Origin of the sequence: Micromonospora sp. NPDC049900 (assembly GCF_044461025.1) — a bacterium.
Classification (GTDB): Bacteria; Actinomycetota; Actinomycetes; order Mycobacteriales; family Micromonosporaceae; genus Micromonospora.
On sequence record NZ_JBITKM010000019.1, the window covers coordinates 1 to 25,026 of the forward strand.

Genomic DNA, 25,026 nt, shown 5'->3' on the forward strand with positions numbered 1-25,026 from the left:
CGGGCGGCGGCGGGGCCGCAGTAGTAGAAGTTGGGCTGGGCTTCGTAGCGGACGTCGAGTTGACGCTCGCCGTGGCCCTTACGGTCGGCCTGCACGACGGCGGCGGCCTGGACGCCCGGGGTGGCCTGGGCGGCGATCGCGGGTGCGGCGATGCCTCCGGCGGTGGCGGCGGCAGCGGCGATGGTCAGAGCGGTCTTGCGCAGCATGGTGGTACGCATGATGATCTGTACCTTTCGTCGGGGGTGTGCGGCGATCTCCCGTGGGGGACGGGTGTGCCGCGGGGGATGTGCCGGGCCGTCGGGGTCCGCGCGGTGGGGACTGCCTACGACGTCCGGGCCAGGTGTAACGCCGGGGGGTGCGGGGTCATTCCGACCCGGTCCCCGGGGTGCGGCGCCGGGGGAGGCGTCGCGGTCATGTCATGTACAACCCCCGGCCCCGGCCGATGATTCCGCGATCGCAGGGGGCCACGGCCATCCGACGAGCGCCCACGGAACCGGGCAGACGGGCACGAACCTCCGAGTCGTCGACCTGGCCGTCGGCGACGACCACGGCGGCGGTGAGTGCACGTCGACCGCCGACGCCCCGGGGGTGCGCGTTTCCGGCACAACGCAGCGGGAAAGCGCCCGGCTCGCGAGGAGGCCGTCGACTTCAGGGGAGCGCGTCGTGTGGCAGGAGAGCCGGTACATCGCCACCCGGGAGCGGCTGTCCCCGGTGGCCGGGGCGCCGCTCTGGTGCGACGCGCACGAATTCGGCCTCCGGGGTGACGGTGTCACCAACGACCAACCGGCGTTGTCCGCCCTGGTCGACCGGCTCGGCGAGGGGTACGCCGCCGACGGCCGGGCCCGGGTCATCTACTGCCCGCCGGGGATCTACTCGATCCGGGACGCGGGCACCGTCTGGCGCAGCGGTGTCTCGCTGATCGGCGCGGGACCGGGCGCCACCCGTTTCCTGCTGAGCAACGAGGGCAACCGCGCGGACCCGACGCCGCTGGCCTTCTGGACCACGGTGCAGCACGGCGCCGATCGAGACCGGCACATCGCCGACTGCACCTTCGCCGACTTCGAGATCGACGGCTCGGGCGTGGCCATGGCCGAGTACAGTTATCTGGCCAAGGGGCTCGGTCTCCAGTACGTGGTGCGCGGCGTGTTCCGCAACCTCTACATCCACCACACCGGTGCGACCGGGCTGGGGTGTGACTTCCTCCAGGACAGCCTGATCGACGGCGTGGTGGTGGTCGGCTGCGGACGGCTGGACAACGGCGAGGAGATGGGCGGCGCGGGTATCGGCATCGGCATCGGCGGTTGGGGCGAGGTGGAACGCTGCACGATCGCCAACTGCACCACCCTCGGCAACGGCACCAACGGGATCTTCCTGGAGCTGCAGAAGTCGTACTGGACACCCCCGCGCGGGTACCGCATCCTCGGCTGTCACAGCCAGGCCAACCGGTTCGGCATCTCCGACTGGGGTGCCGACGGGCTGATCGTCTCGGCCTGCACCATCACCGGGAACCTGGAGGCCGGCTTCGACGTCTCCGCCAACGGCACGGCGGGCATCGCCGGTCGGGGCGGCATCCTCAGCGACTGCGTGATCGACCGCAACGTCCGCGACGGCATCAGCATGGGCAACACCCCCGGGCCGTACGCGATCCGGGGCAACCGGATCAGCGGCAACGGCTGGTACGGCTATCACCAGCACGACCTGGGCGCCGGGTACCAGGGCCCGTCGTCGGACGTGGTGATCAGCGGCAACGAGTTCTGGGACAACGGTCTGGACGCGATCCGGATCGACCGGCCGATGGTCGACGCGGCGATCGTGGACAACCGGATCCGCAACAACGGGCGGCAGTGCGCCCCGGAGTCGACCGGCTCCGGCGAGTCGGTGCGCTACGGCCGCCGGGCGGTGACCGACCGGTCGGCGGACTGGCCGACCAACGGGCACCGGGGCAAGGTGCTGCGGGTGGGCTCCCGGATCGCGGTGGTGGTCGGCAACAGCGACACGGACCTGGACCTGGCCGAGCTGCGACCGGACGCGGCGACCGCGTGGAACCAGGACGTCCCGTCCCCGGGTACGACGTACCACCTGCCCGCGGCGGCACCGGTGCGCGCCGGCATCGTGGTCAACGCGCACTTCGACTCCGCGTCGGTGCGCGGCAACCGCATCTGGGACAACCGTGAGGAGCCGACCCAGACGCACGGGCTGTGGATCACCGAGCGGGGCTCCTGCGTGTCCTGCCGGGTGGAGGACAACGACCTCGCCGGCAACGCCGAGAGCGCGCTGCGGTTGGACAGCCCGCCGGTGGGCGGTCGCTGGGACCGCAACCACGTCGAGATCGACTGAGCGGTTCTCAGCCCGCGTCGTCGGGCCGGGCGGCCTCGGCGTGGCGGTCGCGCAGCCGGGCCCGGATCTCCTCCGGGGTGTACGCGCGCCGCCGCCGCTCCGCCCGGGCGATGACCACGCCGGAGGCCGCGACCCCGGCCAGACCGGCCAACCCGAGGACCTTCCACCACCGCATCCGTTGCCGCATCCGCATAGGGTAGTCCGTCATGAGCATCAGCCTGGACGAGGCGGTGGAGCTGACGCGTACCGGTGACGTGTGGGTCTTCCGCGGCCGCAGCGTGCCCGACCGTGCCATCCAGTCGATCACCAACAGCCCGGTCAACCACGTGGGCATGGCGGTCGTGCTGGACGACATGCCGCCGTTGATGTGGCACGCCGAGCTGGGTCGGTCGCTGCCGGACATGTGGACCGGTACCCACCAGCGCGGGGTGCAACTGCACGACCTGCGTGACGCGGTCTGTGTCTGGGCCAACCGGTACGGCCAGCGGGCCTGGCTACGTCAGCTCGACCCGTCGGCGGACGCCGAGATGGAGCGGTCGGTGCTGCGGACCATCGCCCGGCTGGACGGGACGCCGTTCCCGTCGACCGCGCAGCTCGCCTGGCGGTGGATGCGGGGGCGGGTGCCGGCGGTGCGGTTGCCGGCGGTGCGGCGGCAGCGGGCGGCCAGCGACCGCGAGCGGAGTACGGAGCGGGAGCGGACCCTGGAGACGGCCTACTGCGCGGAGGTCGTCGCGGTCACCTACGAGGCGATGGGCCTGCTGCCTCCGGGCAAGCGGCCGAACTGGTACGACCCGGGCCGGTTCTGGAGCGGTGACGACCTCGGCCTGCGGGACGGTGCCCGGTTGGGCAGCGAGATCGAGGTACGGATCCCGGAGCGCTGAGGTTTCGCCGACCGGCGTGGTGGCAATTGCATGCCACGTGAATGCTTCCACCGATCTCGACACGCTCACCGAGTTCTTCGACCGGTACGGCGTGGCCCTGACCGTCGGCGACCTGCCCGCGATCGCCGGTTGCTACGCCCTGCCGGGGTTGGTGGTCGCAGACACCTACAGCTTCTCGTTCACCTCCCCGGCAGCGGTGGCGCTGTCCTTCGTGGGCGCGGCCCCCGACTACGCCGAGCGTGAGCTGGTCGCCGCGCACGCCGACATCGAGGAGGTGCAGCAGATCTCCGCGCTGCTGACCGAGGTGGCGGTGCGGTGGGAGTTCCTGGACAGCCAGGGCCGACAGGTGCCCGGCGAGCGGTACCGCTATCTGCTGCGGGCCGCCACGGAGGGCCCGGTCATCTGCACGGTCATCCGTACCGGCTGAGTCGCGGCGCGGCACGGTCCCCATTGCCCGGCCGGGGCGGGGAGTCGGCCCGGCGGGTCGGACGACCCGGCCCCACCCGTTCCGTCTCCGCTTGCGCCGTGACTAGGCTGTCGCGTCGGTGCGACGAGGGGGGACCTCAATGGCAGTGCGGCCGTCGGGTGCCGAGACCACGGAGCCGGCCCGTCGACGGGCGCTGGCTCGGATGATCGCTTCGGCGCCCTGGGTGGTGGTCTCGGTCGGCGTCGGTGTGCTGGCGGTGCTGCTGGTGGCCGCGGCGCTGGCCTTCCGGGGGCCGGAGCAGCCGTCGGCGTGGCAGCCGGGGCCGGCGGTGGCGCTGCCGACACCGTCCACCTCGGACTCGGGCACGTCGGTCCCGTCCGCGCCGGAGCGGCTCAGCCCGGCGCCGGGCGGCTCCGTCACGTCCGCGTCGCCCGGGTCGTCGGCGCTGCCGACCCCGCCGTCGCGGACCGCCTCCCCGGCCGGGCGGTCGGAGGTCAGTCGGTCGCCGAGTCGACCGACGTCCGTCCCACCGTCTCCACCCGCCGCATCCGGCGTGCTCACCGCCAGTTACCGGGTGAGCGGCGCGGTCGAGGCGGATTCCTTCCGGGCCCAGGTGGTGGTGCGCAACGGCACCGCCGAGGCGCGCGACTGGCAGGTCGAGTTGCGTTTCACCGGTGACGTCACCGGGGTCCGCGCGTCCAGCGGTCCGGGGGTCTCGGTGAGCATCAAGGGCGGTGGATGGTACCTGCTCAGCGGGACGGTGCCGCTCGCCGCCGGCGCACAGCAGACGGTCGACCTGCGGTTCACTCGCACCGGTGGCGGGGAGTACCCCGCCCACTGTGTGGTCAACGGTTCCACCTGCGGCGTGTGATGACCGTACTGTTAGGACGGTTCGGTGATTCCCTGGGGACTTTTCCCTTTCGCTGAAGATCGTTACGCTTGCCCGGCTGCCCGCTGAGGAGATTCATGTCCGGTATGCGTCGCGCTCCGCGTCATCTCTCATCCCCTGGTCCCGCCGTCGCGTCATCTCCCTGGGTTCTGATGTCGATCGGCCTGCTCGCCATGGTGATGCTGTTCGTCATCGCGATCGGTGCGTACCGGGGGCCGGGTCCGGAGTTCGATTCGGCCCCGCCGGGACCGGCCGTCGCGCCGCCCATCCCCGAGCGCGCGTCCTCGGCCGGGCGGGAGGCCGCGAGCCCGCCCGCACCGGCGGTGCCCGGCCTCTCGCCACGCAGGACCGACCCGCCGGGCGAGGCCGACACCGCCTCGCCGGAACAGTCGCCACCGGCTGTGTCGACCCCGGAGCCGTCGCCGTCCGCGCCGTCGCCGTCCGCGCCGTCGCCGCCGCGCAGCAGCGCCGCTCCGGCGGCGAAGCCCGCCCCGATCGAGGCGCGGTACCGGGTGATGGACACCTTCCAGGGTGGCTTCATCGCCGAGGTGCTGATCCGTAACACCTCGCGCGGCGATCTGGGGTGGGTGGCGCGGGTCGAGTACGCGGGCGGCCGGGTGGTGACCGCGTGGCTGGAGGGGGTTCCGCAGGGCACGTTCGACGGTCGCCGGGGCACGTTGACGTATCGCAGCGGTCCCGACCTGTCGGCGGGAGCCTCGGTGGCGCTGCGCTTCCACATCGAGTTCGCCGATCCGTCGCCGAGGAACTGCTCCGTCTCGGGGCGTGCCTGTAGCCGTCGGTGACTCCCGGGCCGCCGATCGCGGGCCGCCGTCGACCTCTTCCTTACGCAAGAGACTGCTCTGTTGCCGCCATGTTTGCAAGGTATTGCAAAGTATTTCGGCAAGGGCTAGCGTGCGGGCCAATCAGCAGCCAGCGGAAGGCCGTCGATGAAACCCCCGCCGTTATCGCGTAAGGCCCTGCTCGCGTTCGTCTTCCTGCTCACCCTCACGCTGGCCGGCGCGCCGGTCGCGGTACCCGGGAGCGCCACCGCCGCCGGTCGGCCGACCGGCGGGGCGCCCAGCGTCACCGGCGCCGTCACCTGGACCACCGAGCCGTCCGCCGCCGCCCTGCTGGCGGCGGGCACCGACGAGCGGGCGACGGCGGAGCAGTTCTACTTCGTACTGCCGGACCGGTTCGCCAACGGCGATCCCCGCAACGACCGGGGCGGCCTGACCGGCGACCGCCTCAGCACCGGGTACGACCCGACGAACAAGGGCTTCTATCAGGGCGGTGACCTCAAGGGCCTGATCGATCGGCTCGACTACATCGAGGGGTTGGGCACCACCGCCATCTGGCTCGCCCCGGTCTTCGCCAACCGGCCCGTGCAGGGCGAGGGCGCTGACGCGTCGGCCGGCTACCACGGTTACTGGATCACCGACTTCACCCAGGTCGACCCGCACTTCGGCACCGCCGCCGATCTCAAACGTCTGGTCCAGTCGGCGCACCGGCGCGGTATCAAGGTCTACCTCGACGTGATCGTCAACCACACCGCGGACGTCATCAGCTACACGGAGAACCGACAGACCTACGTGGACAAGGCCACCACGCCGTACCGGGACGCGCAGGGCCGGCCCTTCGAGGACCGCAACTTCGCCGACGGTACCCGGCCGTTCCCCGAGGTGAACACCGAATCCTTCCCCTACACCCCGACGTTGCGCACCCCGGCGGACGCGACGGTGAAGGTGCCCTCCTGGCTCAACGACCCGACCATGTACCACAACCGGGGCGACTCGACCTTCGTCGGCGAGAACAGCGAGTACGGTGACTTCGTCGGGCTCGACGACCTGTGGACCGAGCGGCCCGAGGTGGTCCGCGGCATGACGAAGATCTACGCCGACTGGGTGCGCTCCACCGGTGTGGACGGCTTCCGACTGGACACCGTCAAGCACGTCAACATGGACTTCTGGCCGCAGTTCAGCCAGGGCGTCAACCAGGCCGCGGCGCGCGCCGGCAAGCCGGACTTCTTCATGTTCGGCGAGGTGTACAGCGCCGACCCGGAGATCGCCTCCCGCTACGTCCGGCAGGGCGGACTGCCGGCCACCCTGGACTTCGGCTTCCAGGAGGCGGCGCGCGGCTTCACCGCCGCCGACGGCTCCGCCTCCGCGCTCGCCGACCTGTACGCCCGCGACGACCTGTACGCCGCCCGGGACACCGACGCCAGCCGGCTGCCCACCTTCCTCGGCAACCACGACATGGGCCGGATCGGCTCGTTCATCGTCAACGGCGACACCGATCCGGCCACCCACCTGCGTCGCGACCAACTCGCCCACGAACTGATGTTCCTCACCCGCGGCCAGCCGGTCGTCTACTCCGGCGACGAGCAGGGCTTCACCGGCGCGGGCGGGGACAAGGACGCCCGGCAGCCGATGTTCGCCACCCGCATCGCCGACTACCTCGACGACGACCTGCTGGGCACCGACCGCACCCACGCCCGGGACCAGTTCGACCGGGCGCACCCGCTGTACCGGACCATCGCCGGGCTGGGACACCTTCGTAAGGCGCATCCGGCGCTGCGTGACGGTGTGCAGGTGACGCGGCACGCCGCCGACGGCACGGGCGTCTTCGCCTTCTCCCGGTTCGACCCGCGCGACCGCACCGAGTACGTGGTGGCGGTGAACAATGCGCCGACCGCGCAGACTGTCACCGTGGACACCTGGTCGGCCGGCACCACCTTCACCGCCCTCTACGGCGCCGGTGGTCGGCGGGCCGCCGCCGCCGACGGCACGCTGACCGTGACCGTGCCCCCGCTGTCGGCGGTGGTGCACCGGGCCGGTCGGCCGGTCGCCCTGCCCGCGGCCAAGCCGGGTCTGACCATCACCAACCCGACGGGTACGCCGGTGGCGACCCGGGCCGAGGTGACCGCCCGGGTCAGCGGGGATCCGCTGGCCACCGTCACGGTGGCGGCCCGGGTGGCGGGCGGCCGGTGGACGCTGCTCGGCTCGGCGCACCGGGCGCCGTACACGGTGCACCACGACCTGACCGGGCTGGCCGCCGGCACGAAGATCGAGTACAAGGCGGCGGTGCGGGACGACCGGGGCCGGACCGCCACCGCCCGCTCCACCGCCACCGTGGGTACCCCGCCGACCGGCGCGTCCCGCGACTGGCTGGTGGTGCACCACCACCGCCCGGACGGCGACTACGACGACTGGGGCCTGTACGCCTGGGGCGACATCGATCCGGCGTACGCGACCGAGTGGCCGCAGGGCCGCCCGTTCACCGGCACCGACTCGTACGGGCGGTTCGCCTGGGTGAAGCTCAAGCCGGGGGCGAAGTCGGTCGGCTTCCTGGTGGTCGACGCGGACGGTAACAAGGACGTCGAGAACGACCGGACGGTGGACGTGACGCGCACCGGCGAGGTCTGGGTCAAACAGGGTGACCCGGCCACCTACCCGAGCCGGGAGGAGGCAACCGGAGCACCGGCACCGCCGGTCGAGGAGGGCGTGGCGGTGATCCACTACCACCGGCCGGACGGCGACTCCGACGGCTGGGGACTGCACCTGTGGGACGGCGCGGCCACGCCCACGGACTGGGCCCGGCCGATGCCACCGACCCGGGTCGGCCCGTACGGTGCCGAGTTCCGGGTGCCGCTGGCCGAGGGTGCGACCGGGCTGAGCTACATCATCCACTCCGGGGACGCCAAGGACCTGCCGCAGGACCAGCGGCTCGACTTCGCCGAGGCGGGGCGGGAGGTCTGGCTGCTCGCGGCGACACCGGGACGGCTGCTGCCGCCCATGGCCGGCGGCGACGGCGGCGGTGACACCGACATCACCCGGCAGGCGGCGCACTGGATCGACCGGGGCACCGTCGCCTGGCGTGCCGGTCCCACCGACGGCCGGGCGTACGCGCTGGTGACCGCTCCCGCCGGTGGGGTACGCGTGGTCGACGGCGAGCTGGTCGGCACGTACACCTCGGTGCCGTTGACCGCGCGCCGCAACGGGCTCACCGAGGCGCAACGCGACCGGTTCCCGCACCTGTGGGATCGGCGCGCCTTCACCCTGGACCAGCGGGACCTGGCGAAGGTGCCGGCGGCGCTGCGCGGGCAGGTACTGGTGACCGAGCGGGCCGCCGACGGCACCCTGCTCGGTGCCACCGGCGTGCAGATACCCGGGGTCCTCGACGACGTCTACGCTCCGGCCACCACCGCCCGCCTGGGTGCCACCTTCACCGGTGGCGTGCCGTCCCTGGCGGTGTGGGCGCCGACCGCGCGGACGGTGTCGGTGGAGCTGTTCGACTCGCCGACCGCCACGCCGCGCGTGGTGGCGATGCGCCGCGACGACCGCACCGGCGTATGGTCGGTGCGCGGGGCGCGGGACTGGACCGGCCGGTACTACCGGTACCGGGTACAGGCGTGGCAGCCGGCGGCCCAGCAGGTGGTGACCGCCTCGGTCACCGACCCGTACTCGGTGGCGTTGGCGGCGGACTCCACGCACAGCCTCATCGCCGACCTGACCGACCCGAGGTGGGCACCGGCGGGCTGGTCGGCGCTGCGCAAGCCGGGCGCGGTGCCGCCGGCCAGGGTGCAGATCTCCGAGCTGTCGGTGCGGGACTTCTCGATCGCCGACGGCACCGTGCCGGCCGACCGTCGCGGCACGTTCCTCGCCTTGACCGACCCGGGCACCGCCGGGATGCGGCACCTGAGGTCGATCGCCGACGCGGGGGTGACCCACCTGCACCTGCTGCCCGTTTTCGACTTCGCCACCATTCCGGAACGGCGTGCCGACCAGCGTCAGCCCGACTGTGACCTGACCGCCGCGCCCCCGGACTCCGAACGCCAGCAGGAGTGCGTCGCGGCGGTGAAGGACACCGACGGCTACAACTGGGGGTACGACCCGCTGCACTACACCGTCCCCGAGGGCGGGTACGCCGTCGACCCGGACGGCACGCGCCGGACCGTGGAGTTCCGGCAGATGGTGGCCGGGGTCAACGGCGCCGGCCTGCGGGTGGTGCTGGACGTGGTCTACAACCACACCTCGGCCGCCGGCACCGACCCTCGCTCGGTGCTCGACCAGATCGTCCCGGGCTACTACCACCGGTTGCTCGACGACGGCGCGGTGGCCACCTCCACCTGCTGCGCCAACACCGCGCCCGAGCACGCCATGATGGGCAAGCTGGTGGTCGACTCCCTGGTCACCTGGGCCAAGGCGTACAAGGTGGACGGGTTCCGCTTCGACCTGATGGGCCACCACCCGAAGGCCAACATCCTGGACGCCCGTGCCGCGCTGGACCGGCTGACCGTGGCCCGTGACGGCGTGGACGGCAGGAAGATCCTGCTCTACGGCGAGGGCTGGAACTTCGGCGAGGTGGCCGACGACGCGCGGTTCGTGCAGGCGACGCAGGCCAACATGGCCGGCACCGGGATCGGCACGTTCAACGACCGGCTGCGCGACGCGGTGCGCGGTGGCGGCCCGTTCGACGAGAACCCGCGCCACCAGGGCTTCGCCTCCGGGCTGTTCACCGACCCCAACGGCGACCCGGTCAACGGCTCGGCGGCCGAGCAGCGGACCCGGCTGTTGCACCAGCACGACCTGGTCAAGGTCGGCCTGACCGGCAACCTGCGCGGCTACCGGTTCACCGACTCCGGCGGCCGGGAGGTGACCGGAGCCCAGGTGGACTACAACGGTTCGCCGGCCGGGTACACCGAGGCCCCGGGCGAGGCGATCACCTACGTGGACGCGCACGACAACGAGATCCTGTACGACGCGTTGGCCTACAAGCTGCCGCAGGGCACCTCGGCCACCGACCGGGCCCGGATGCAGGTGCTGGCGCTGAGCACGGTGGTGATGGGGCAGGGCGCCGGGTTCGTGACCACCGGCACCGAGCGGCTGCGGTCGAAGTCGCTGGACCGCAACTCGTACAACTCGGGGGACTGGTTCAACCAGATCCGCTGGGACTGCACCCAGGGCAACGGGTTCGGCATCGGGCTCCCGCCGGCCGAGGACAACCGGGACAAGTGGCCGTACGCCCGACCGTTGCTGGCGGATCCGGCGTTGGTCCCGGACTGCGCGGCGATCGCGCTGACCGACGCCCGGTACGCCGAACTGCTGCGGATCCGGGCGTCCACGCCGGTCTTCGGGTTGCCCACGGCGCAGGAGGTGCAACGGCGGGTCGCCTTCCCGCTCTCCGGCCCCGAGGAGACGCCCGGGGTGCTCACCATGACTCTGGACGCGCGTGGCCTCGGCGGACAGTGGCGGTCGGTGACGGTGGTCTTCAACGGCACCCCGCAGGCGGCGACGCAGCGGGTCGACGCGCTGCGCGGGGCGGACGTGTCGTTGCACCCGGTGCTGCGGTCCTCGGCCGACCCGGTGCTGCGGACCGCCGCGTTCGAACGGGCCAGCGGCACGTTCCGGGTGCCGGCGCGCAGTGTGGCGGTGTTCGTGCAGCGGTGACACGTGGTCCGGCCCCGCCGGTCCGATCCGTGGATCGGTCCGACGGGGCCGGGTCGTCACCTCGGCGTGGTGCTCAGCCGAAGCAGTTCGGAATCGCGGTGATGCTTCCGGCGCAGTTGGTCGGCTTGTTGGCGGTGATCGCGGACTTGTCGTCCACGTTCACCTGACCGACGAAGCTGAACACACCGCCGGCGGTGAGGGTCGCGAAGTTGTGCGACACCTTCGTCCGCTCCAGGTCGATCTCGCCGGAGACGGTGAAGATGCCACCGCCGACACCCAGCGGGCCGACGGCCCGGTTGCCGCTGATCTCGCTGTTGCGGAAGGTCGCCTCGCCGGTGCCGTTGAAGACACCGCCACCGAAGAAGCCGGCCTTGTTCTCGACGATCTTGCTGTCCGAGACGTTGGCGATCGCCCGGAAGCCGAGCGCCAGGCCGCCACCGACACCGACGGTGGTGTTCTGGGCGAGCTCGACGTGCGCCAGCTCCAGGGTGCTGTCGTCGCCCGCCGCGGTCACCCCGCCGCCGGCCAGGACCGCCGTGTTGTGCAGGATCTTCGAGTGCTGCACGGTGGTGTTGCCCTCGATGTCGAGCAGGCCACCGCCGAAGCCGAGCACCTCGTTGCCGGTGATCTCGCTCTTCTCGATCAGCGCGGTTCCGCCGTCGACGTCCTCACGGAAGATGAAGGCGGCGCCGTTGGCGACACCGCCGCCACCGATGATCGCGTCGTTGTTGATGATCCTCGACTCGGCCACCCGCAGCACGCTGGCGTTGAAGACGCCGCCGCCGTACAGGAAGGCGGTGTTGTCGGCGACCGTGGTGCGGTGCAGGTCGGCCTTGCCGAAGTTGGCCACGCCGCCACCGACGCCACCGGCCTGGTTGGCGACGATGTGCGTGTCGGAGAACGACACGGTGCCGCCGGGCTGCACGAGCACGCCACCACCGTCGTTGGACTCCGGCTCCAGCAGCACCGAGGGAGCGGCCTTGGCCTGGGCGGCCTTGAGCGCGGCACCCTTCGGTGCGGCCTGCAGCAGCGGCAGGTACTCCTTCTTGGCCTCGGCGGCCTTGGTCGCCTCCACCGAGTTGGAGAACCGCGACCACACGGCCTCGGGAGTGTCACCGTTGACCGGCAGTGCCCGGGTCTGGCCGTTCTTGATGGTCAGGCCCTTGACGGTCAGGTTGCCGCCGCGACCCACGTTGAGGATGCGGAACTCCTCGGCCGTGGCGTCCCGGACGATCTTGGTGTCGTGCCCCTTGAGGACGACGTTCTCGGTGATGACCGGCAGGCCGTTGGGGCCGGTGCCGTCACCCAGGTCGGAACGGGTCAGCGTGTAGGTGCACCCCTTGGCGAGGTTGAGCACGCCGCCGTGGTTGTCGTTGGCGAAGACCAGCGCCTGGATCAGCTTGTCGGAGTCGCAGGGCACCTCCTTCTCGTGGTCCTTGCGCTCGTCGCCGCCACGGTCCTTGTACTCGCCGCCACGGTCCTTGCGCTGGTCGTCGCGCTGGTCGCCACCGCGGTCCCGCTTCTTGCCCTCGTGCCCCTCGGCGGCACCCGGGCCCCGGTCGCTGTCCGAGCTGACCTGCTGCGCGGTGGACCAGCGCAGACCGTCGGCGCTGACCGCGCCGGCGCCGATCCCGACGGCGGCGATGCTGACCACACCGGTGAGACCGGCGACGCCGCTGGCGAGCCAGAAAGCGCGACGCCGCTTCGGCGCCACCTCCGGCTCCGCGGCGTTGTTCTTAGCTTGGTAGTTGGACATCGGAGCTCTCTGCCCTCTCGTCGTACCAGACAGGGTCGTCACACGCGGGTGAGCTTCCCCTGCTACAAATCGGTTGTAGCTCCCACATGAACCGTATGAGAGTGTTCCTCGCTTCGCGCCCATATCCGAGACAACCCCACATTCGGTACGGGTTGCGCGGGAGTGATGGAAGGGTGCAATACGGGCAAGCTCGGTGCGATCAGCCGCTACGGCCCGAGCGGGCGGTACGCGACCCGGGCTCCTCCGCCGCGCGGCGGAGGAGCCCGTCTATGTGGTCGTGCTCTGGATTCATCCGTGCGCAGAAGGAACGATCAGCCGAAGCAGCGGTCCGGGACGACCGGGCTGCCGACGCAGTTGGTCGGCCGGTTGGCCGTCACTGCCGAGCTGCGGTCGATCTCCACGTCGTCGTTGTTGGTCCAGATGCCACCGGGCGGCAGCACCGAGAAGTTGGCCCTGACCGTGGAACGTTCCAACCGGACCTGGCCGCCGTCGTTGTAGATGCCGCCGGCCACCGAGTTCTGGCCGACCACCCGGTTGGCCACGATCGCGGTGTCCCGCACGACGGCGGTGCCGCCGTAGGTGGTCAGCCCGCCACCGTTGCGCTCGGCGACGTTCTCGGTGATCTCGCTGCGGTCGATCACCGCAGTGCTCTCCGGGCCGACGCCCAGCCCGCCCGAGGTGTCGTCGGCGGAGTTCCGGGCCACCAGGGCCTTCTCCAACGCGAGCTGTCCGTCGCCGAGGGCGAGCAGACCGCCGCCGTCCTCGCCGCTGTGGTTACCGACGATCCTGGTCTCGGTCAACGTCGCGGTGCCCCGGTAGGTGAGCACGCCACCTGCGTTGTCGGTGGCCCGGTTGCGCTCGATCGTGCTCTTCCAGACCCAGAGCGTGCCACCGCCGCCGGGGAACCCGAGACCGGGGACACCGTTGCCGATGCCACCGCCGTCGACCGCGCTGTTGTCGGTGATCGTGGCCTCCTCGACCCGGAACACCCCCGCGTTGAACACGCCGCCGCCGACGCCACCGGCACTGCTGGTCGCCACCCGGCTGTGCGCCAACCGGGCGGTGCCGAAGTTGGCGATCGCGCCACCGTTGCCGCCGGCGTGGTGCAGCAGGAACTCGCTGTACTCGACGTCGGCCCGGCCACCCCGCTGCACGAGCAGACCGGCGCCGTCGCCCGGCTCGACGTCCACCAACGTGGTGTCGCCGCCGGCCCCGGGTGCGGTGGTGCTCGTGGCGGCGGGGGCCTTCGTGGCGGCCTTGGCGGCCTTCGCGCCGTTCGCGCCCGCCCCCGCCTTCGTCGGCTTCGCCACGACCTTCGCGGAGAGGTCGACCTTCGCCCTCGCCGCCGCGATCGCGTCGGCCTCGGTCAGCCCACCCTTGACGACGACGTTCTTCAGGGTCAGGTGACCGCTGCGACCCACGTTCAGAATCCGGAACGCCTCGGCGTTGGCCGCCCGGACGATCGTGGTGTCGTGGCCGGCGAGCGTGACCGCCTGGGTGATCACCGGCAGACCGTTGGAGCCGGTGCCGTCTCCGACGTCGGAGCGGGTCAGCTCGTAGGTGCACCCCTTGGCCAGTTCCAGCGTGCCGCCACGGTTGTCGTTGGCGTACTCGATGGCCTGGATCAGCTTGTCGCTGTCGCAGGGCACCTCGCGTCCCCGCTCCTTGTCGTCGCGGCGCTGCTCGCCGGAGTACGCCTCGTGGCCCGTGCGGTCCGCGCCCTGCTCCTCGCCACTCCGGGTGGCCTTGTCGTCGGTCCGGCCGCCCGCCTCGGCGGTCGGACCGGGAGCCTCCGGTCTCGGTGCGGCCGCCGGCTGGGCGTCCGAGGTGTTGTTCCGGTCGCCGGACTTCTGGTCCCGAGCGGCCACGCCGCCCAGAGCGGCCAGACCGACCACCCCGGTGAGCCCGGCGACTCCGGCGGCCACCCATATCTTGCGTCGGCGTCGACCTGGCGGGACCGGAGGCGGCCCACCGTACGAAGTCAACTCGTCATTGGACATCAGAGCCTTCCGCCCTTTCCTCCTACCAGACTGACCCGCACCCGTACGAAGCAGTGCGAGTAGCTACAAACAGCCTGTAGCCTCTGATTACCACCGTATGAGAAGCATCTTCGCGAGGATGACTAATACGAAAAAACCCCATAACTGCCCCAGTTCGGGCGTGCGGCTGCCAATCGGGGAGAGCGGCACCGAAAGCGCCGGGCGCCCTCTCCCGGACACGACGAAGGGCGGGCCTTTCCGCAGCGGTGGACGTCCACCCCGGGGAAAGGCCCGCCCTTCGGCGGGTCGTACGGGTCAGCCCGGCAGGCGGGGGCCCGCCTCGCGCTGCTCGGCCAGCCAGGTCTCCACCTCGTCGGCACGACGCGGCAGGCCGGCCGACAGGTTCACCGCACCGGCGGCGGTGACCAGGATGTCGTCCTCGATCCGGATGCCGACGCCCCGCAGCTCCTCCGGCACCAGCTCGTCCTCCGGCTGGAAGTACAGCCCCGGCTCGACGGTGAGCACGTAGCCCTCACCCAGCTCGCCGTCGCGGTACTTCTCCTTGCGCGCGTGGGCGCAGTCGTGCACGTCGATGCCGAGCATGTGCCCGAAGCCGTGCAGCGTCCAGCGCCGGTACACGGTCGACGACTCGTCCATCGCCTCGTCCACGCTCACCGGCAGCAGCCCCAGCTCGGCCAGCCCCTCGGCGAGCACCCGCATGCAGGTCAGGTGGACGTCCTTGAACTTCACACCGGGCTTGATGAACTCGATGCCGGCCTGCTGTGAGGCGTAGACGATGTCGTAGACCTGGCGCTGCAACGGAGTGAACCGGCCGTCGACCGGCAGCACCCGGGTCACGTCGGCGGTGTAGAGGTGCTGTCCCTCCACGCCCATGTCCATCAGCAGCAGCTCACCCGGACGGGTGACGCCGTGGTTGTGCACCCAGTGCAGGATCGTGGCGTGCTCACCGGCTCCGACGATCGAGCCGTACCCGACGTCGTTGCCGTCGTGCCGTGCCCGCAGCGCGAAGACGCCCTCCAGCAGCCGCTCCGAGACGCCCCGGTCGGCCGGCAGCACCCGGGCCACGTCCTCGAAGCCGCGTACCGTCGCGTCGATCGCGTCCTGGAGCTGGGCGATCTCCCACTCGTCCTTGACGAGCTTCAACTCCGACACGGCGATCGCCAGTTCCCGGTCGCGGGACGGCTGGCCGTCGGCCCGGGGTCCGTCGTACGGGCGCACGGCGGCGTCCACCGCGGCGTCGAACCCGCGCAGCACCCGGGTACGCGCCGGGGCCAGGTCGCCCAGCGCCGCCTCCAGCTCGGCCAGGTCGGCGGTGGGCAGCCCCAGCTCGGTCGACTTCTCCGCCAGGGTGTGCCGACGGCCCACCCACAGCTCACCGTGACGACTGCGGAAGAACTCGTCGGTCTCCCGTGAGGAGCGGGGCCGCATGTACAGGGTGGCGTCGTGCCCGGAGCCGTCGGGCCGCAGCACCAGGACGCCGTCCGGGTCGTAGTCCCCGGTCAGGTACGCGAAGTCGCTGCCCGGACGGAAGCGGTACTCGGTGTCGTTGGCGCGGACCTTCTCCCCGCCGGTCGGGATCACCAGGGTCTCGCCCGGGAAGGCCGCGGAGAGTTCCGCGCGGCGCTTGGCGTAGTTGGGTACCTCCGGTCGGGGACCGACCGGCAGCCCGGTGTCCCGCCAGCCCTGCCGCATGAACGACAGGAACGCCGGTGGGAAGTCCGGGTCGTGCGACTCCGTGCCGTCGGCCGGCTTGCCGTCGGTGCGTTCCTCGGTCATTCCCCGCTCCCTTCGCCGCATCGCTGCTGCCGACGGTACCCCGAAACCCCTTCCGGTCCAGAGCCCGGCAGTGCCGCGACGCCCGATCCGGACGCGTGGAAAGATGACGGCCATGTGCGGACTCCTGGCCTTTTTCAGTGCCCGCGGCGACGCCGCCGCCCACCGCGACAACATCGCCGCAGCGCTGGAATGCCTGCACCACCGCGGCCCGGACGAGACCGGCGTCGAAGTGGTCGGGGACGCCTCCGGCCGGTACGCGGACGGGGTGTTCGCCCACAAGCGGCTCGCGATCATCGACGTGGCGCTCAGCCACGAGCCGCTGCCCTACGCCGACGGCCGCTACCTGCTCACCTTCAACGGCGAGATCTACAACTACATCGAGCTGCGCGAGGAGCTGATCCGCGACTACGGGGCCCGGTTCGCCACCAACGGTGACGGTGAGGTGATCGTCGCCGGCTACCACTACTGGGGCGAGCAGGTGCTCACCCGGCTGCGCGGCATGTTCGCCTTCGTCATCTGGGACCGGCAGGAACGGCGGGCGTTCGGTGCCCGCGACTACTACGGCATCAAGCCGCTGCACTACCTGGAGACCGCCGACGGGCTCTACCTCGCCTCGGAGAAGAAGGCGTTGCTGCCGTTCGCGCAGTCCGCGTACGCCGGGGACGCCGGGGTGGACACCGCGAACCTGAGCCACTACCTGACCCTGCAGTACGTCCCCGAGCCGGGCACCCTGCACAAGGGGATCAGCCGGATCGGTTCGGGCGAGTACCTCACCTGGACCCCGGGCGGACGGATCGACGTGCGGCGCTGGTACCGGCCGGTGTTCCGGCCCGGCCCGGTCGCCGACGAGCAGAAGCTCTACCACGAGATCCGCGAGACGCTGCGCGAGAGCGTCCGCATGCACATGCGCTCCGACGTGCCGGTCGGGTCGTTCCTGTCCAGCGGCATCGACTCCACCGCGGTGGTGGCGCTGGCCCGCGAGTTCAACCCGAACATCCTCACCTTCACCGTCGGCTACGACGTGCCCGGGTACTCGGAGATCGACGTCGCCCAGGAGTCGGCCCGCCACCTCGACGTGACCACGATCCCGACCAAGATCGGGCCGCAGGACATGATCGACGCGCTGCCGAAGATCGTCTGGCACCTGGACGACCCGGTGGCCGACCCGGCGCTGGTGCCGCTCTACTTCGTCGCCCAGAAGGCCGCCGAGCACGTCACCGTGGTGCTCTCCGGCGAGGGGGCGGACGAGTTCTTCGGCGGGTACACGATCTATCGTGAGCCGCTGTCGCTGAGCAGCGTCAACGGGCTGCCCGGCGGGGTCCAGAAGGGTCTGCGGGCGGTCTCCAAGGCCATCCCGCAGGGGGTCAAGGGCAAGAGCTTCCTGGAGCGCGGCACCACGCCGCTCGAGGAGCGCTACTACGGCAACGCGCGGATGTTCACCGAGGAGGAGAAGCAGCATCTGCTGCGCCGCTACGACCCCTCGGTGCGCTACACCGACGTCACCGCGCCGATCTACGCCGAGTGCACCGAGCTGGACGACGTCACCAAGATGCAGTACGTCGACCTCTACACCTGGCTGCGCGGGGACATCCTGGTCAAGGCCGACCGGATCTCCATGGCGCACTCGCTGGAGGTCCGGGTGCCGTTCCTCGATCGCGACGTCTTCGAGGTGGCGGCGAAGATCCCGGTCGACCTGAAGCTGCCGCCGCGCTCCGACGCCACCAAGTACGCCATGCGCCAGGCGTTGCAGGGTGTGGTGCCGCCGGCCATCGTCAACCGCAAGAAGCTGGGCTTCCCGACCCCGACCCGGGTCTGGCTGCGCGGCGAGATGTACGAGTGGGCCCGGCACGTGCTGAGCACCTCCGGCGCCGGTGACCTGCTCGACCTGTCGTACGCACTGCGCCTGCTGGACGAGCACAAGCGCGAGGAGGCCGACCACTCCCGCAAGGTGTGGACGGTGCTGATCTTCTGCATCTGGCACGCCATCTTCGTGGCCAAGACGCTGGACCCGGGCATCCAGCGCAACCAGTCCGCGCTGCTCACCAAGCCCGTCGTCGGCTCCATGGTCCGCTGACCCGAGGCACGAACGAGCCCCCCTGCGCCTATCCGCAGGGGGGCCGTTTCGCGTGCGACCGCGTCAGCGGGCGGCGCAGGTGACCGTCGGTAGCGAGGAACTGCTACCACTGGCCAGGAAGCCGAACGTCGTGCTGCCGTTGACGCCGAGACTTCCGTTGTACGACACGTTCGTCGCGGACACCGTCGACCCGGACGAGGTCTGGGTCGCGTTCCAGACCTGGCTGATCTGCTGGCCGCTCGGCCAGGTCCAGCTCGCGGTCCAGCCGTTGAGCGCCGCGGTGCCGTTGTTCCTGACCTCGACCTCGCCCTGGAAACCGCCGGACCAGGTGCTGGTCACCCGCAGGGTGGCAGCGCAGCCGCCGGTGCCGGCCGGCGGGGTGGTGGGCGGAGGCGTGGTGGGCGGCGGGGTGGTCGGCGGAGGCGTGGTGGGCGGCGGGGTGGTGGGCGGCGGCGTGGTGCCGCCACCGATCCCGGTCACCTCACCGTTGCCGCCGTCGAAGGCCACGTCGGAGCAGCCGAAGAAGTTCTCCTGGCTGTCCGAGCGGACCCACCGCGAGTAGATGATGTGCCGGCCGGTCTTGTTGGCCGGCAGCGTCCCGGTGAAGTAGTAGTGGCCGTCGTTGGTGCCGACCGCGCCGCGCTGCGGCGGGTTGGTCACCGTCAGGAACGGCTGCTCCTCCAGGTCGCTCCAGGCCAGCGCCCGGGTCGGGCTCCAGCTGTTCTTGGTCACGTAGAAGTAGAACGTGCCCGGGTGGTGCGCCCAGTTGCTGTACCGGAACTCGATGGACCGACCGGCGGTCAGGTGGGTGATCGGCCAGTCGTTGCGGGCCAGGTCGAAGCCGCGGAAGCCGGTGGCGCCGCCGCTGCACAGTTGGCCGTCGGGGATGAAGCCGGTGGTCCGCCCGTTGGCGTCCGAGCGCAGCACGCTGAACCAGTTGTACAGCGAGTTGGCACCGGACTGGGCGACCGCGGCGGAACAGGCCGGGTTCTGCGGCCGGATCTCACCGGTGGGGGAGAGGCCGTCGCGCCAGCACAGGAACGTACGGGCGCCCGGCGTCATCGCCGCGCCGTGCGCGGCGGCCGGATCGGGGCTGGCCGTCACGGCGACGACCGCGCTCGCGGCGAGGGTGACGGCCGCGAAGAACATCGCGGCCAGACGAGGTCGGTGCACAGGTTCTCCTGACTCGCGGGGCACACCGTGCGGGGTGGCCCCGCCGAAGCGCGCGGGAGGGTGAAGTCCGCTCCCGCAGCTAGGGGCGAATGCGACGATGCGGCGACGCGTGCACGGGGTCTATGCCCTCCCGGCACGATGCCGCCGGTGATATGTCGACGCGTTGTGTATGCCCTCGCGTGTCCATGACCCGGCGCCGATGACGCGCAGCCCCCGCGCCATCCGGCACCACCATCCCAGCACGTCACCGCCGTCGACGCAATAGCTGTTCCTCGATGTGCACGACGCCGGTTCGCGTCCGCCGGTGCACGCCAATACCGTGGCGTGTACGCCCGGCGGCGGACCGCTGTGCCAGCCTGGGCGGCAGCGGACGGCCGACGGAAGGGACCGGGATGGGATACGCGGTGGTGCTCGGCGAGGCGCTCGTCGACCTGCTCGACACCGAGAGCGAGGGCGGGCCGGTCTTCCGGCAGGCCGTCGGCGGCGGCCCGTTGAACGTGTCCGTCGGCATCGCCCGGCTCGGCGGCGCGGCGCAGTTCGTCGGCTCGCTCGGCGACGACGTACTGGCCGGACGGATCCGGGACCTGCTGACCGCCGAACGGGTCGGGACGGCCGGGGCGCGCACCGTGCCGGGGCCGACCACGTTGGCCGTCACCACCTTCGCCGGCCCCGAGCCGGACTTCCGCTTCTACGGCGACCCGCCCTCCTACGCGCTGCTCACCGCCGACGACGTCGACGCGGCCCTGGTCGAGGGCGCCGACGTGCTCTACTGCGGGTCGATCGTGCTGCTGGAGCCGACCACCCTGGCCGCCGCCCGCCGGGCCTGGTCGCTGGCGTCCGGGCTGCGGGTCTTCGACCCCAACGTCCGTCCCCGGTTGCTGCACGGACCACAGGCGCTGACCGAGTTGCGCGGGGTGGTCGCCGAGTTCGCAGCCGGGGCGCACCTGGTCAAGCTGAGCACCGCCGACGCGGAGCTGCTCTACCCGGGCGAGCCGGTGGAGTCGGTGGCGACGTACCTGCGCGAGGTGGGCGCGGGCACCGTCGTGGTCACCCTGGGGCCCGAGGGCGCGGTGGTCGCCGCCGCCGGTGCCGATCCGGTACGCGTGCCCGCGCCGAGGGTCGACGCGGTCGACGCCACCGGCGCGGGGGACTCGGTGATGGCCGCGCTCGTCGCCGACCTGCTCGTCGACGGCGAGCCCACCGAGCCGGACGGCTGGACCGAGCGGGTGGCGTTCGCGCTGCGGGTCGCCGGGCTCGTCTGCGAGCGGCCGGGCGGGGCCGTGGCCATGCCGACCCGGGCAGAGGTGCGCGAGCGCTTCGCCGACTGAGGGCGCCGGATCAGGCGGTGCCGTCCAGCTCGGCGTAGCCGCGGCGGGCCGCGATCAGTGCCGGGCGGGCCGGGAAGGGCGCCTCGGCGGCGACCCGCTCCGGCGGCGCGCCGCCGGTGTGCCCGGCCCGGATCAGCCAGGCCAACTCGGCCAGTCGGGCGTGCTGCGCCCGGACGAACTCGGGGTCGACCGGATCACCGTGTCCGGGCACCACCACGGTCGCCGGGCTGGTCCACCGCAGCAGCTCGGCCACCGCGTCCGGCCACTGCAACGGGAACGAGTCCTCGAACGCCGGTGGCCCGGACTGCTCCACCAGGTCACCGACGACCAGCACGTCGGCCTCGGGCACCTGCACCACCAGGTCGGCGTCGGTGTGGCCGCGCCCGGGATGCCGTAGCACCACCCGTCGACCGCCGACGTCGACGACGGCCTCGGTCCGGACCGTGTCGGTGGGGGCCGACAACGGCGTGTCCGCCACCTCGGCGGCCAGCTCCGGATGCTCGTCGCGCAGCTCCGCGTACGCCTGGCGGCGCAGCCCGTCCGGATCGCCGCGCATCGCCTCGGCGGCGAGATGGTGCGCCCAGACCGGGCGGGGCGGGGCGGCGGCGAAGGTGGCGTTGCCGAACCAGTGGTCGTAGTGGTGGTGGGTGTTCACGATCGTCAGCGGGGCACCGGTGACCGCTCGGACGGCGGCGGCCAGCTCGGCGGCCTGCCGCGCGCTGGAGAGCGTGTCGACCAGCAGCGCCTCGCCGTCGCCGCAGACCAGCGTGACGTTGACCGCGAGCAGGGGCTCACGTAGCACGTGCACCCGGTCGGCGATCTCGACGAATCGGGCCGTCATGACGGTCGGCCGGCGCGTTCGACGAACCGTTGCCGGTCGACCACGACCCGTTCCACCCGGCCCTCTGCCACCCGCTGTCCGCCCTCGGTCACCTCGACGTCGAAGACCAGCCGCCGCCGGTCGACCGTGGTCAGGGTGGCCTGCGCCGCCACGGTGCGGCCCACCGGCGTGGCGGCCAGGTGTGTCAACTCGACCCGGGTGCCCACGCTGGTCGCGCCGGCGGGCAGGTGCGACGCGCTCGCCGCCACCGTCGCCGCCTCGGCCAGCGCCAGCACCCGGGGAGTGCCGAGCACCGGTACGTCACCGGAGCCGACCGCCTCGGCGGTGTCGGCGTCGGTGACGGTCAACTCGACCCGGGCGGACAGACCCGGAGTCAGGGCGAGATCCGACTGCACCTGCATGGGCACAGCGTATGGGCTCGCCGCGTCCTCGGCGACGCGTGCCGCCGGATGGCCCGGTCCGTCACGCTGCCAGTGGTCCCGGCACGGCGGCGCGGCACGCAGGTGGTCCTGCGTGGGACGCCCCAGGGTGCGCCGTTAACCTTGTCCGCGATGTCTGCCGTGACCGACCCCCAGCCCCCGGCCCCGACCGAGCCGTCCGCCTCGCCCGACGGCGGTCGCCGCCGCGTGATCGCGATGTCGGTGTGGAGCGTCGCCTTCGTGGCGGGCTGGCTCGTCATCGGCCTGCCCACCGACCCGCTGTACGCGTTCTTCTGGATCTGGGCGGGGACCATCGCGTGGAACTCCGCCCGCCCGTGGCGCAGTCACCTGCGCTTCGCCCGGGACTGGGTGCCGGTGGTGCTGCTGCTGGTCGCCTACAACCTGTCCCGGGGCTTCGCCTACCACGACGGGACGATCCCGCACGCGTACGAGCTGATCCTGGCGGACCGGTTGATGTTCGGCTGGGCGATGGACGGTCAGGTGCCCACCGTCTGGTTGCAGCAGCACCTCTACCACCCCGAGGTGCGGTGGTGGGACGTACTGGTGAGCTGGGTGTACTTCTCGCACTTCGTGGCCGCGCTGGCCGCCGCCACCGTGCTCTGGATGCGGGAGCGCAGCCGCTGGGCGGCCTTCATGCGGCGCTGGTTCTTCCTCTGCGCCACCGGCCTGGTCACCTACTTCCTCTACCCGGCCGCGCCGCCGTGGTGGGCGGCGCAGAACGGGCTGATCGAGGAGGTCGCCCGGATCTCCACCCGGGGCTGGCGGGCGTTCGGCATGCACGGCGCCGGCAACCTGCTCAACGCCGGTCAGCTCGCCTCGAACCCGGTGGCCGCGATGCCGTCGCTGCACACCGCCTTCGCGCTGTTCGTGGTGCTGTTCTTCCTGAACAGCGTGCGCCGTCGGTGGTGGCCGCTGCTGCTGGCGTACCCGCTGGCGATGACCTTCACCCTGGTCTACAGCGGCGAGCACTACGTGATCGACGTCCTGGTCGGCTGGGCGTACGTCGGAATGACCTTCCTGGCGGTCGGCGCGGCGGAGCGGTGGTGGGCCCGCCGCAAGGCCCGCCGGGCCGCGACCGACCCACCTCCGGACGACCGGGATGCACCGGCGGAACCACCGGTGGTCCCGGCCACCCGTTGACCGGCGGCCGTCAGCCGCGACGGGCGGCCTGACCCCGGGCGGTCAGCTCGGCCGCCAGCGCCCAGGCGTCGGCGAGGTCACGGTCGACCGCCGCCGCGCCGGCCCCACCGGCGGTGTCCACGTGCACGGTCGCCAGGCCGAGCAGCCGCTGGATCGGGCCCTGCACCACCCGGACGCTCTGGAACCGGGCGTACGGCACCATGGTCAGTTGGCGGGTGAGCAGCCCGGACCGGACGGCGAAGACCTCGTCGGTCAGTCCGGCACCGAGCACCTGACGGCTCAGCGGATTGACCCAGCGGGCCCGAGTCGGCGGCGGGACCAGCGGCAACGACGCCAGGGTGACCCCGGGCAGCACCTCGGCGAGGATGGTCTCGCCGGTCGCCAGGTCCCCCACCGGCAGCAGGCGGTCCGGGCGGTTGCGTTGGTCGGGCTCGCCCGCCGCGTAGCCCGCCACCTCCAGGCGCATCCGCAGCCAGCCCTTCATCCGCCAGAGCAACGGCCAGGTCATCCCGACCGTCTGCACCCGGTGCAGCGGCACCGTCTGCACCCGCGTCTCCAGCAGGCCGTTGCGGATACGTAGCCGGTCGGCGTCCCGCGCGAGCTGGAACCGCCAGTCGTCGAGCACCCGACGGACGGGTTGCAGCAGGATGCCCGCCATCGCGGTCAGCGTGCTCGCCACCGCGATGAACGACCACGAGCCCTCCGACAGGAACTGCACGGTGACGAAGGCCACGCCGAACGGCAGCAGGAACGCCTGCGGGGTCAGCAACTGGCTGATCAGCAGGTCCCGGTTCTCGACCGCGTGCAACGGCCGTCCCGGCGGCGGGACGGCCGCCTCGCCGGCCGTCGTCTCCGCCTGCTGATCCGCCGGCCCGCCCGCCGACACCGCGCCGGTGGCGGCCCGGGCGACGGCCGGTCCGCCCGCGAGCGCCAGCAGACGCTGCCGCAACGCGGACGCCTCCGCGACGCTGAGGTACGCCAGCGGCGCCTCCGTCTTGCCGCCCCCGACCACCTCCAGCCGTAGTTCGGCCAGGCCGCTGAGCTGTGCCAGCAGCGGTCGGACCACCTCGACGGCCTGGAGCCGCTCCAGCGGGATGGCGCGGGTCCGCCGCCAGAGCAGCCCCTCGTGGATGCGTAGTTCCCGACCCACCACCTGGTACCCCGTGTAGTACCAACTGATCACGGCCAGCACGGTGGCACCGAGCGCGAGCACGATCACCATGGCCACGAACCACCCGAACCCGACCCGGGACAGCGTCGACCAGGACAGCCCGGCGATGACCACGACCAGCGACTTCGCGCCGTGCAGCGCCGGGCTCAGCGGGTGCAGCCGCTGCCGCGCCTGCGCCGGGTCCGGCGACCCGCCGGGCGGGTGGCCCGGCCCGACCGGATAGGGCGGGTAGGGCGCTCCCGGCGGGTACGGCATCGCGGGCGGATACGGCGTGCCCGGTCGGTGGGGCGTCGCCTGCGGGAACGGCGTGCCGGGGGCGACTGGCGGGGCATTCGGCGCGAGCCCAG

17 protein-coding genes and 1 pseudogene are annotated in these 25,026 nt (G+C 72.0%); 9 read left to right on the forward strand and 9 right to left on the reverse strand.

The window, feature by feature from the left end; translation table 11 throughout:
• Positions 1–218 (reverse strand): annotated as a pseudogene (locus ACIBMZ_RS27130) (phytochelatin synthase); the annotation flags it as partial.
• 445 nt (positions 219–663) lie between these two features.
• On the opposite strand from ACIBMZ_RS27130, the gene ACIBMZ_RS27135 reads away from it, so the two are divergent.
• Entirely contained in the window at positions 664–2,337 is a 1,674-nt protein-coding gene (locus ACIBMZ_RS27135) for a right-handed parallel beta-helix repeat-containing protein (RefSeq protein ID WP_396698559.1), read from the forward strand.
• 7 nt (positions 2,338–2,344) lie between these two features.
• Here ACIBMZ_RS27135 and ACIBMZ_RS27140 read toward each other — a convergent pair whose 3' ends face one another.
• The gene (locus tag ACIBMZ_RS27140; protein ID WP_396698702.1) at positions 2,345–2,545 is read right to left on the reverse strand and encodes a hypothetical protein; all 201 of its coding nucleotides are present in this window, start codon (positions 2,543–2,545) and stop codon (positions 2,345–2,347) included.
• On the opposite strand from ACIBMZ_RS27140, the gene ACIBMZ_RS27145 reads away from it, so the two are divergent.
• The 5 genes from ACIBMZ_RS27145 (at position 2,544) to pulA (ending at position 10,980) form a co-directional block, all read left to right on the forward strand.
• On the forward strand, positions 2,544–3,218 hold the full coding sequence (locus ACIBMZ_RS27145) for a hypothetical protein (RefSeq protein ID WP_396698561.1): 675 nt from the start codon (positions 2,544–2,546) through the stop codon (positions 3,216–3,218). The genes ACIBMZ_RS27140 and ACIBMZ_RS27145 overlap by 2 nt on opposite strands.
• 37 nt (positions 3,219–3,255) lie before the next feature.
• Positions 3,256–3,645 (forward strand): hypothetical protein, encoded by a 390-nt coding sequence (locus ACIBMZ_RS27150; RefSeq protein WP_396698563.1) that lies wholly within the window; start codon positions 3,256–3,258, stop codon positions 3,643–3,645.
• A gap of 202 nt (positions 3,646–3,847) precedes the next feature.
• Positions 3,848–4,516, forward strand: a complete 669-nt coding sequence (locus ACIBMZ_RS27155; RefSeq protein ID WP_396698565.1) for a hypothetical protein — start codon at positions 3,848–3,850, stop codon at positions 4,514–4,516.
• Positions 4,517–4,686: 170 nt separating this feature from the next.
• Entirely contained in the window at positions 4,687–5,337 is a 651-nt protein-coding gene (locus tag ACIBMZ_RS27160; protein WP_396698567.1) for a cellulose binding domain-containing protein, read from the forward strand.
• A gap of 144 nt (positions 5,338–5,481) precedes the next feature.
• Positions 5,482–10,980 carry a pullulanase-type alpha-1,6-glucosidase gene (gene pulA, locus ACIBMZ_RS27165; protein WP_396698569.1) on the forward strand — a complete coding sequence of 1,833 codons (5,499 nt, stop codon included), beginning with the start codon at positions 5,482–5,484 and terminating at the stop codon, positions 10,978–10,980.
• A gap of 73 nt (positions 10,981–11,053) precedes the next feature.
• Here pulA and ACIBMZ_RS27170 read toward each other — a convergent pair whose 3' ends face one another.
• The 3 genes from ACIBMZ_RS27170 to ACIBMZ_RS27180 all read right to left on the reverse strand — a co-directional run bounded on the left by ACIBMZ_RS27170 (position 11,054) and on the right by ACIBMZ_RS27180 (position 16,512).
• Positions 11,054–12,736 (reverse strand): hypothetical protein, encoded by a 1,683-nt coding sequence (locus ACIBMZ_RS27170; RefSeq protein WP_396698570.1) that lies wholly within the window; start codon positions 12,734–12,736, stop codon positions 11,054–11,056.
• A 311-nt stretch (positions 12,737–13,047) separates the two neighbouring features.
• Entirely contained in the window at positions 13,048–14,736 is a 1,689-nt protein-coding gene (locus tag ACIBMZ_RS27175; RefSeq protein WP_396698572.1) for a right-handed parallel beta-helix repeat-containing protein, read from the reverse strand.
• Between the two features lie 294 nt (positions 14,737–15,030).
• Positions 15,031–16,512, reverse strand: coding sequence for an aminopeptidase P family protein (locus tag ACIBMZ_RS27180; RefSeq protein WP_396698574.1), 1,482 nt, complete (start codon positions 16,510–16,512; stop codon positions 15,031–15,033).
• A 112-nt stretch (positions 16,513–16,624) separates the two neighbouring features.
• On the opposite strand from ACIBMZ_RS27180, the gene asnB reads away from it, so the two are divergent.
• Positions 16,625–18,586, forward strand: a complete 1,962-nt coding sequence (asnB, locus tag ACIBMZ_RS27185) for an asparagine synthase (glutamine-hydrolyzing) (RefSeq protein ID WP_396698576.1) — start codon at positions 16,625–16,627, stop codon at positions 18,584–18,586.
• A gap of 63 nt (positions 18,587–18,649) precedes the next feature.
• Here asnB and ACIBMZ_RS27190 read toward each other — a convergent pair whose 3' ends face one another.
• A complete protein-coding gene (locus ACIBMZ_RS27190; RefSeq protein ID WP_396698694.1) occupies positions 18,650–19,735 on the reverse strand; it encodes a lytic polysaccharide monooxygenase in 1,086 nt (361 codons plus the stop codon).
• A gap of 416 nt (positions 19,736–20,151) precedes the next feature.
• Between ACIBMZ_RS27190 and ACIBMZ_RS27195 the strand changes: the two genes are divergently transcribed.
• Complete coding sequence (locus tag ACIBMZ_RS27195; protein ID WP_396698578.1) at positions 20,152–21,087, forward strand: carbohydrate kinase; 936 nt, start codon at positions 20,152–20,154, stop codon at positions 21,085–21,087.
• Between the two features lie 10 nt (positions 21,088–21,097).
• Here ACIBMZ_RS27195 and ACIBMZ_RS27200 read toward each other — a convergent pair whose 3' ends face one another.
• Both ACIBMZ_RS27200 and ACIBMZ_RS27205 read right to left on the reverse strand, forming a co-directional pair.
• Entirely contained in the window at positions 21,098–21,928 is an 831-nt protein-coding gene (locus ACIBMZ_RS27200) for an MBL fold metallo-hydrolase (RefSeq protein ID WP_396698580.1), read from the reverse strand.
• Positions 21,925–22,329, reverse strand: a complete 405-nt coding sequence (locus tag ACIBMZ_RS27205) for a thioesterase family protein (protein ID WP_396698581.1) — start codon at positions 22,327–22,329, stop codon at positions 21,925–21,927. Before ACIBMZ_RS27205 ends, ACIBMZ_RS27200 begins: the two co-directional genes overlap by 4 nt.
• 150 nt (positions 22,330–22,479) lie before the next feature.
• Between ACIBMZ_RS27205 and ACIBMZ_RS27210 the strand changes: the two genes are divergently transcribed.
• Positions 22,480–23,508 (forward strand): phosphatase PAP2 family protein, encoded by a 1,029-nt coding sequence (locus tag ACIBMZ_RS27210; RefSeq protein ID WP_396698583.1) that lies wholly within the window; start codon positions 22,480–22,482, stop codon positions 23,506–23,508.
• Between the two features lie 10 nt (positions 23,509–23,518).
• Here ACIBMZ_RS27210 and ACIBMZ_RS27215 read toward each other — a convergent pair whose 3' ends face one another.
• The gene (locus tag ACIBMZ_RS27215) at positions 23,519–24,934 is read right to left on the reverse strand and encodes a PH domain-containing protein (protein ID WP_396698696.1); all 1,416 of its coding nucleotides are present in this window, start codon (positions 24,932–24,934) and stop codon (positions 23,519–23,521) included.
• Positions 24,935–25,026: the final 92 nt, after the last annotated feature.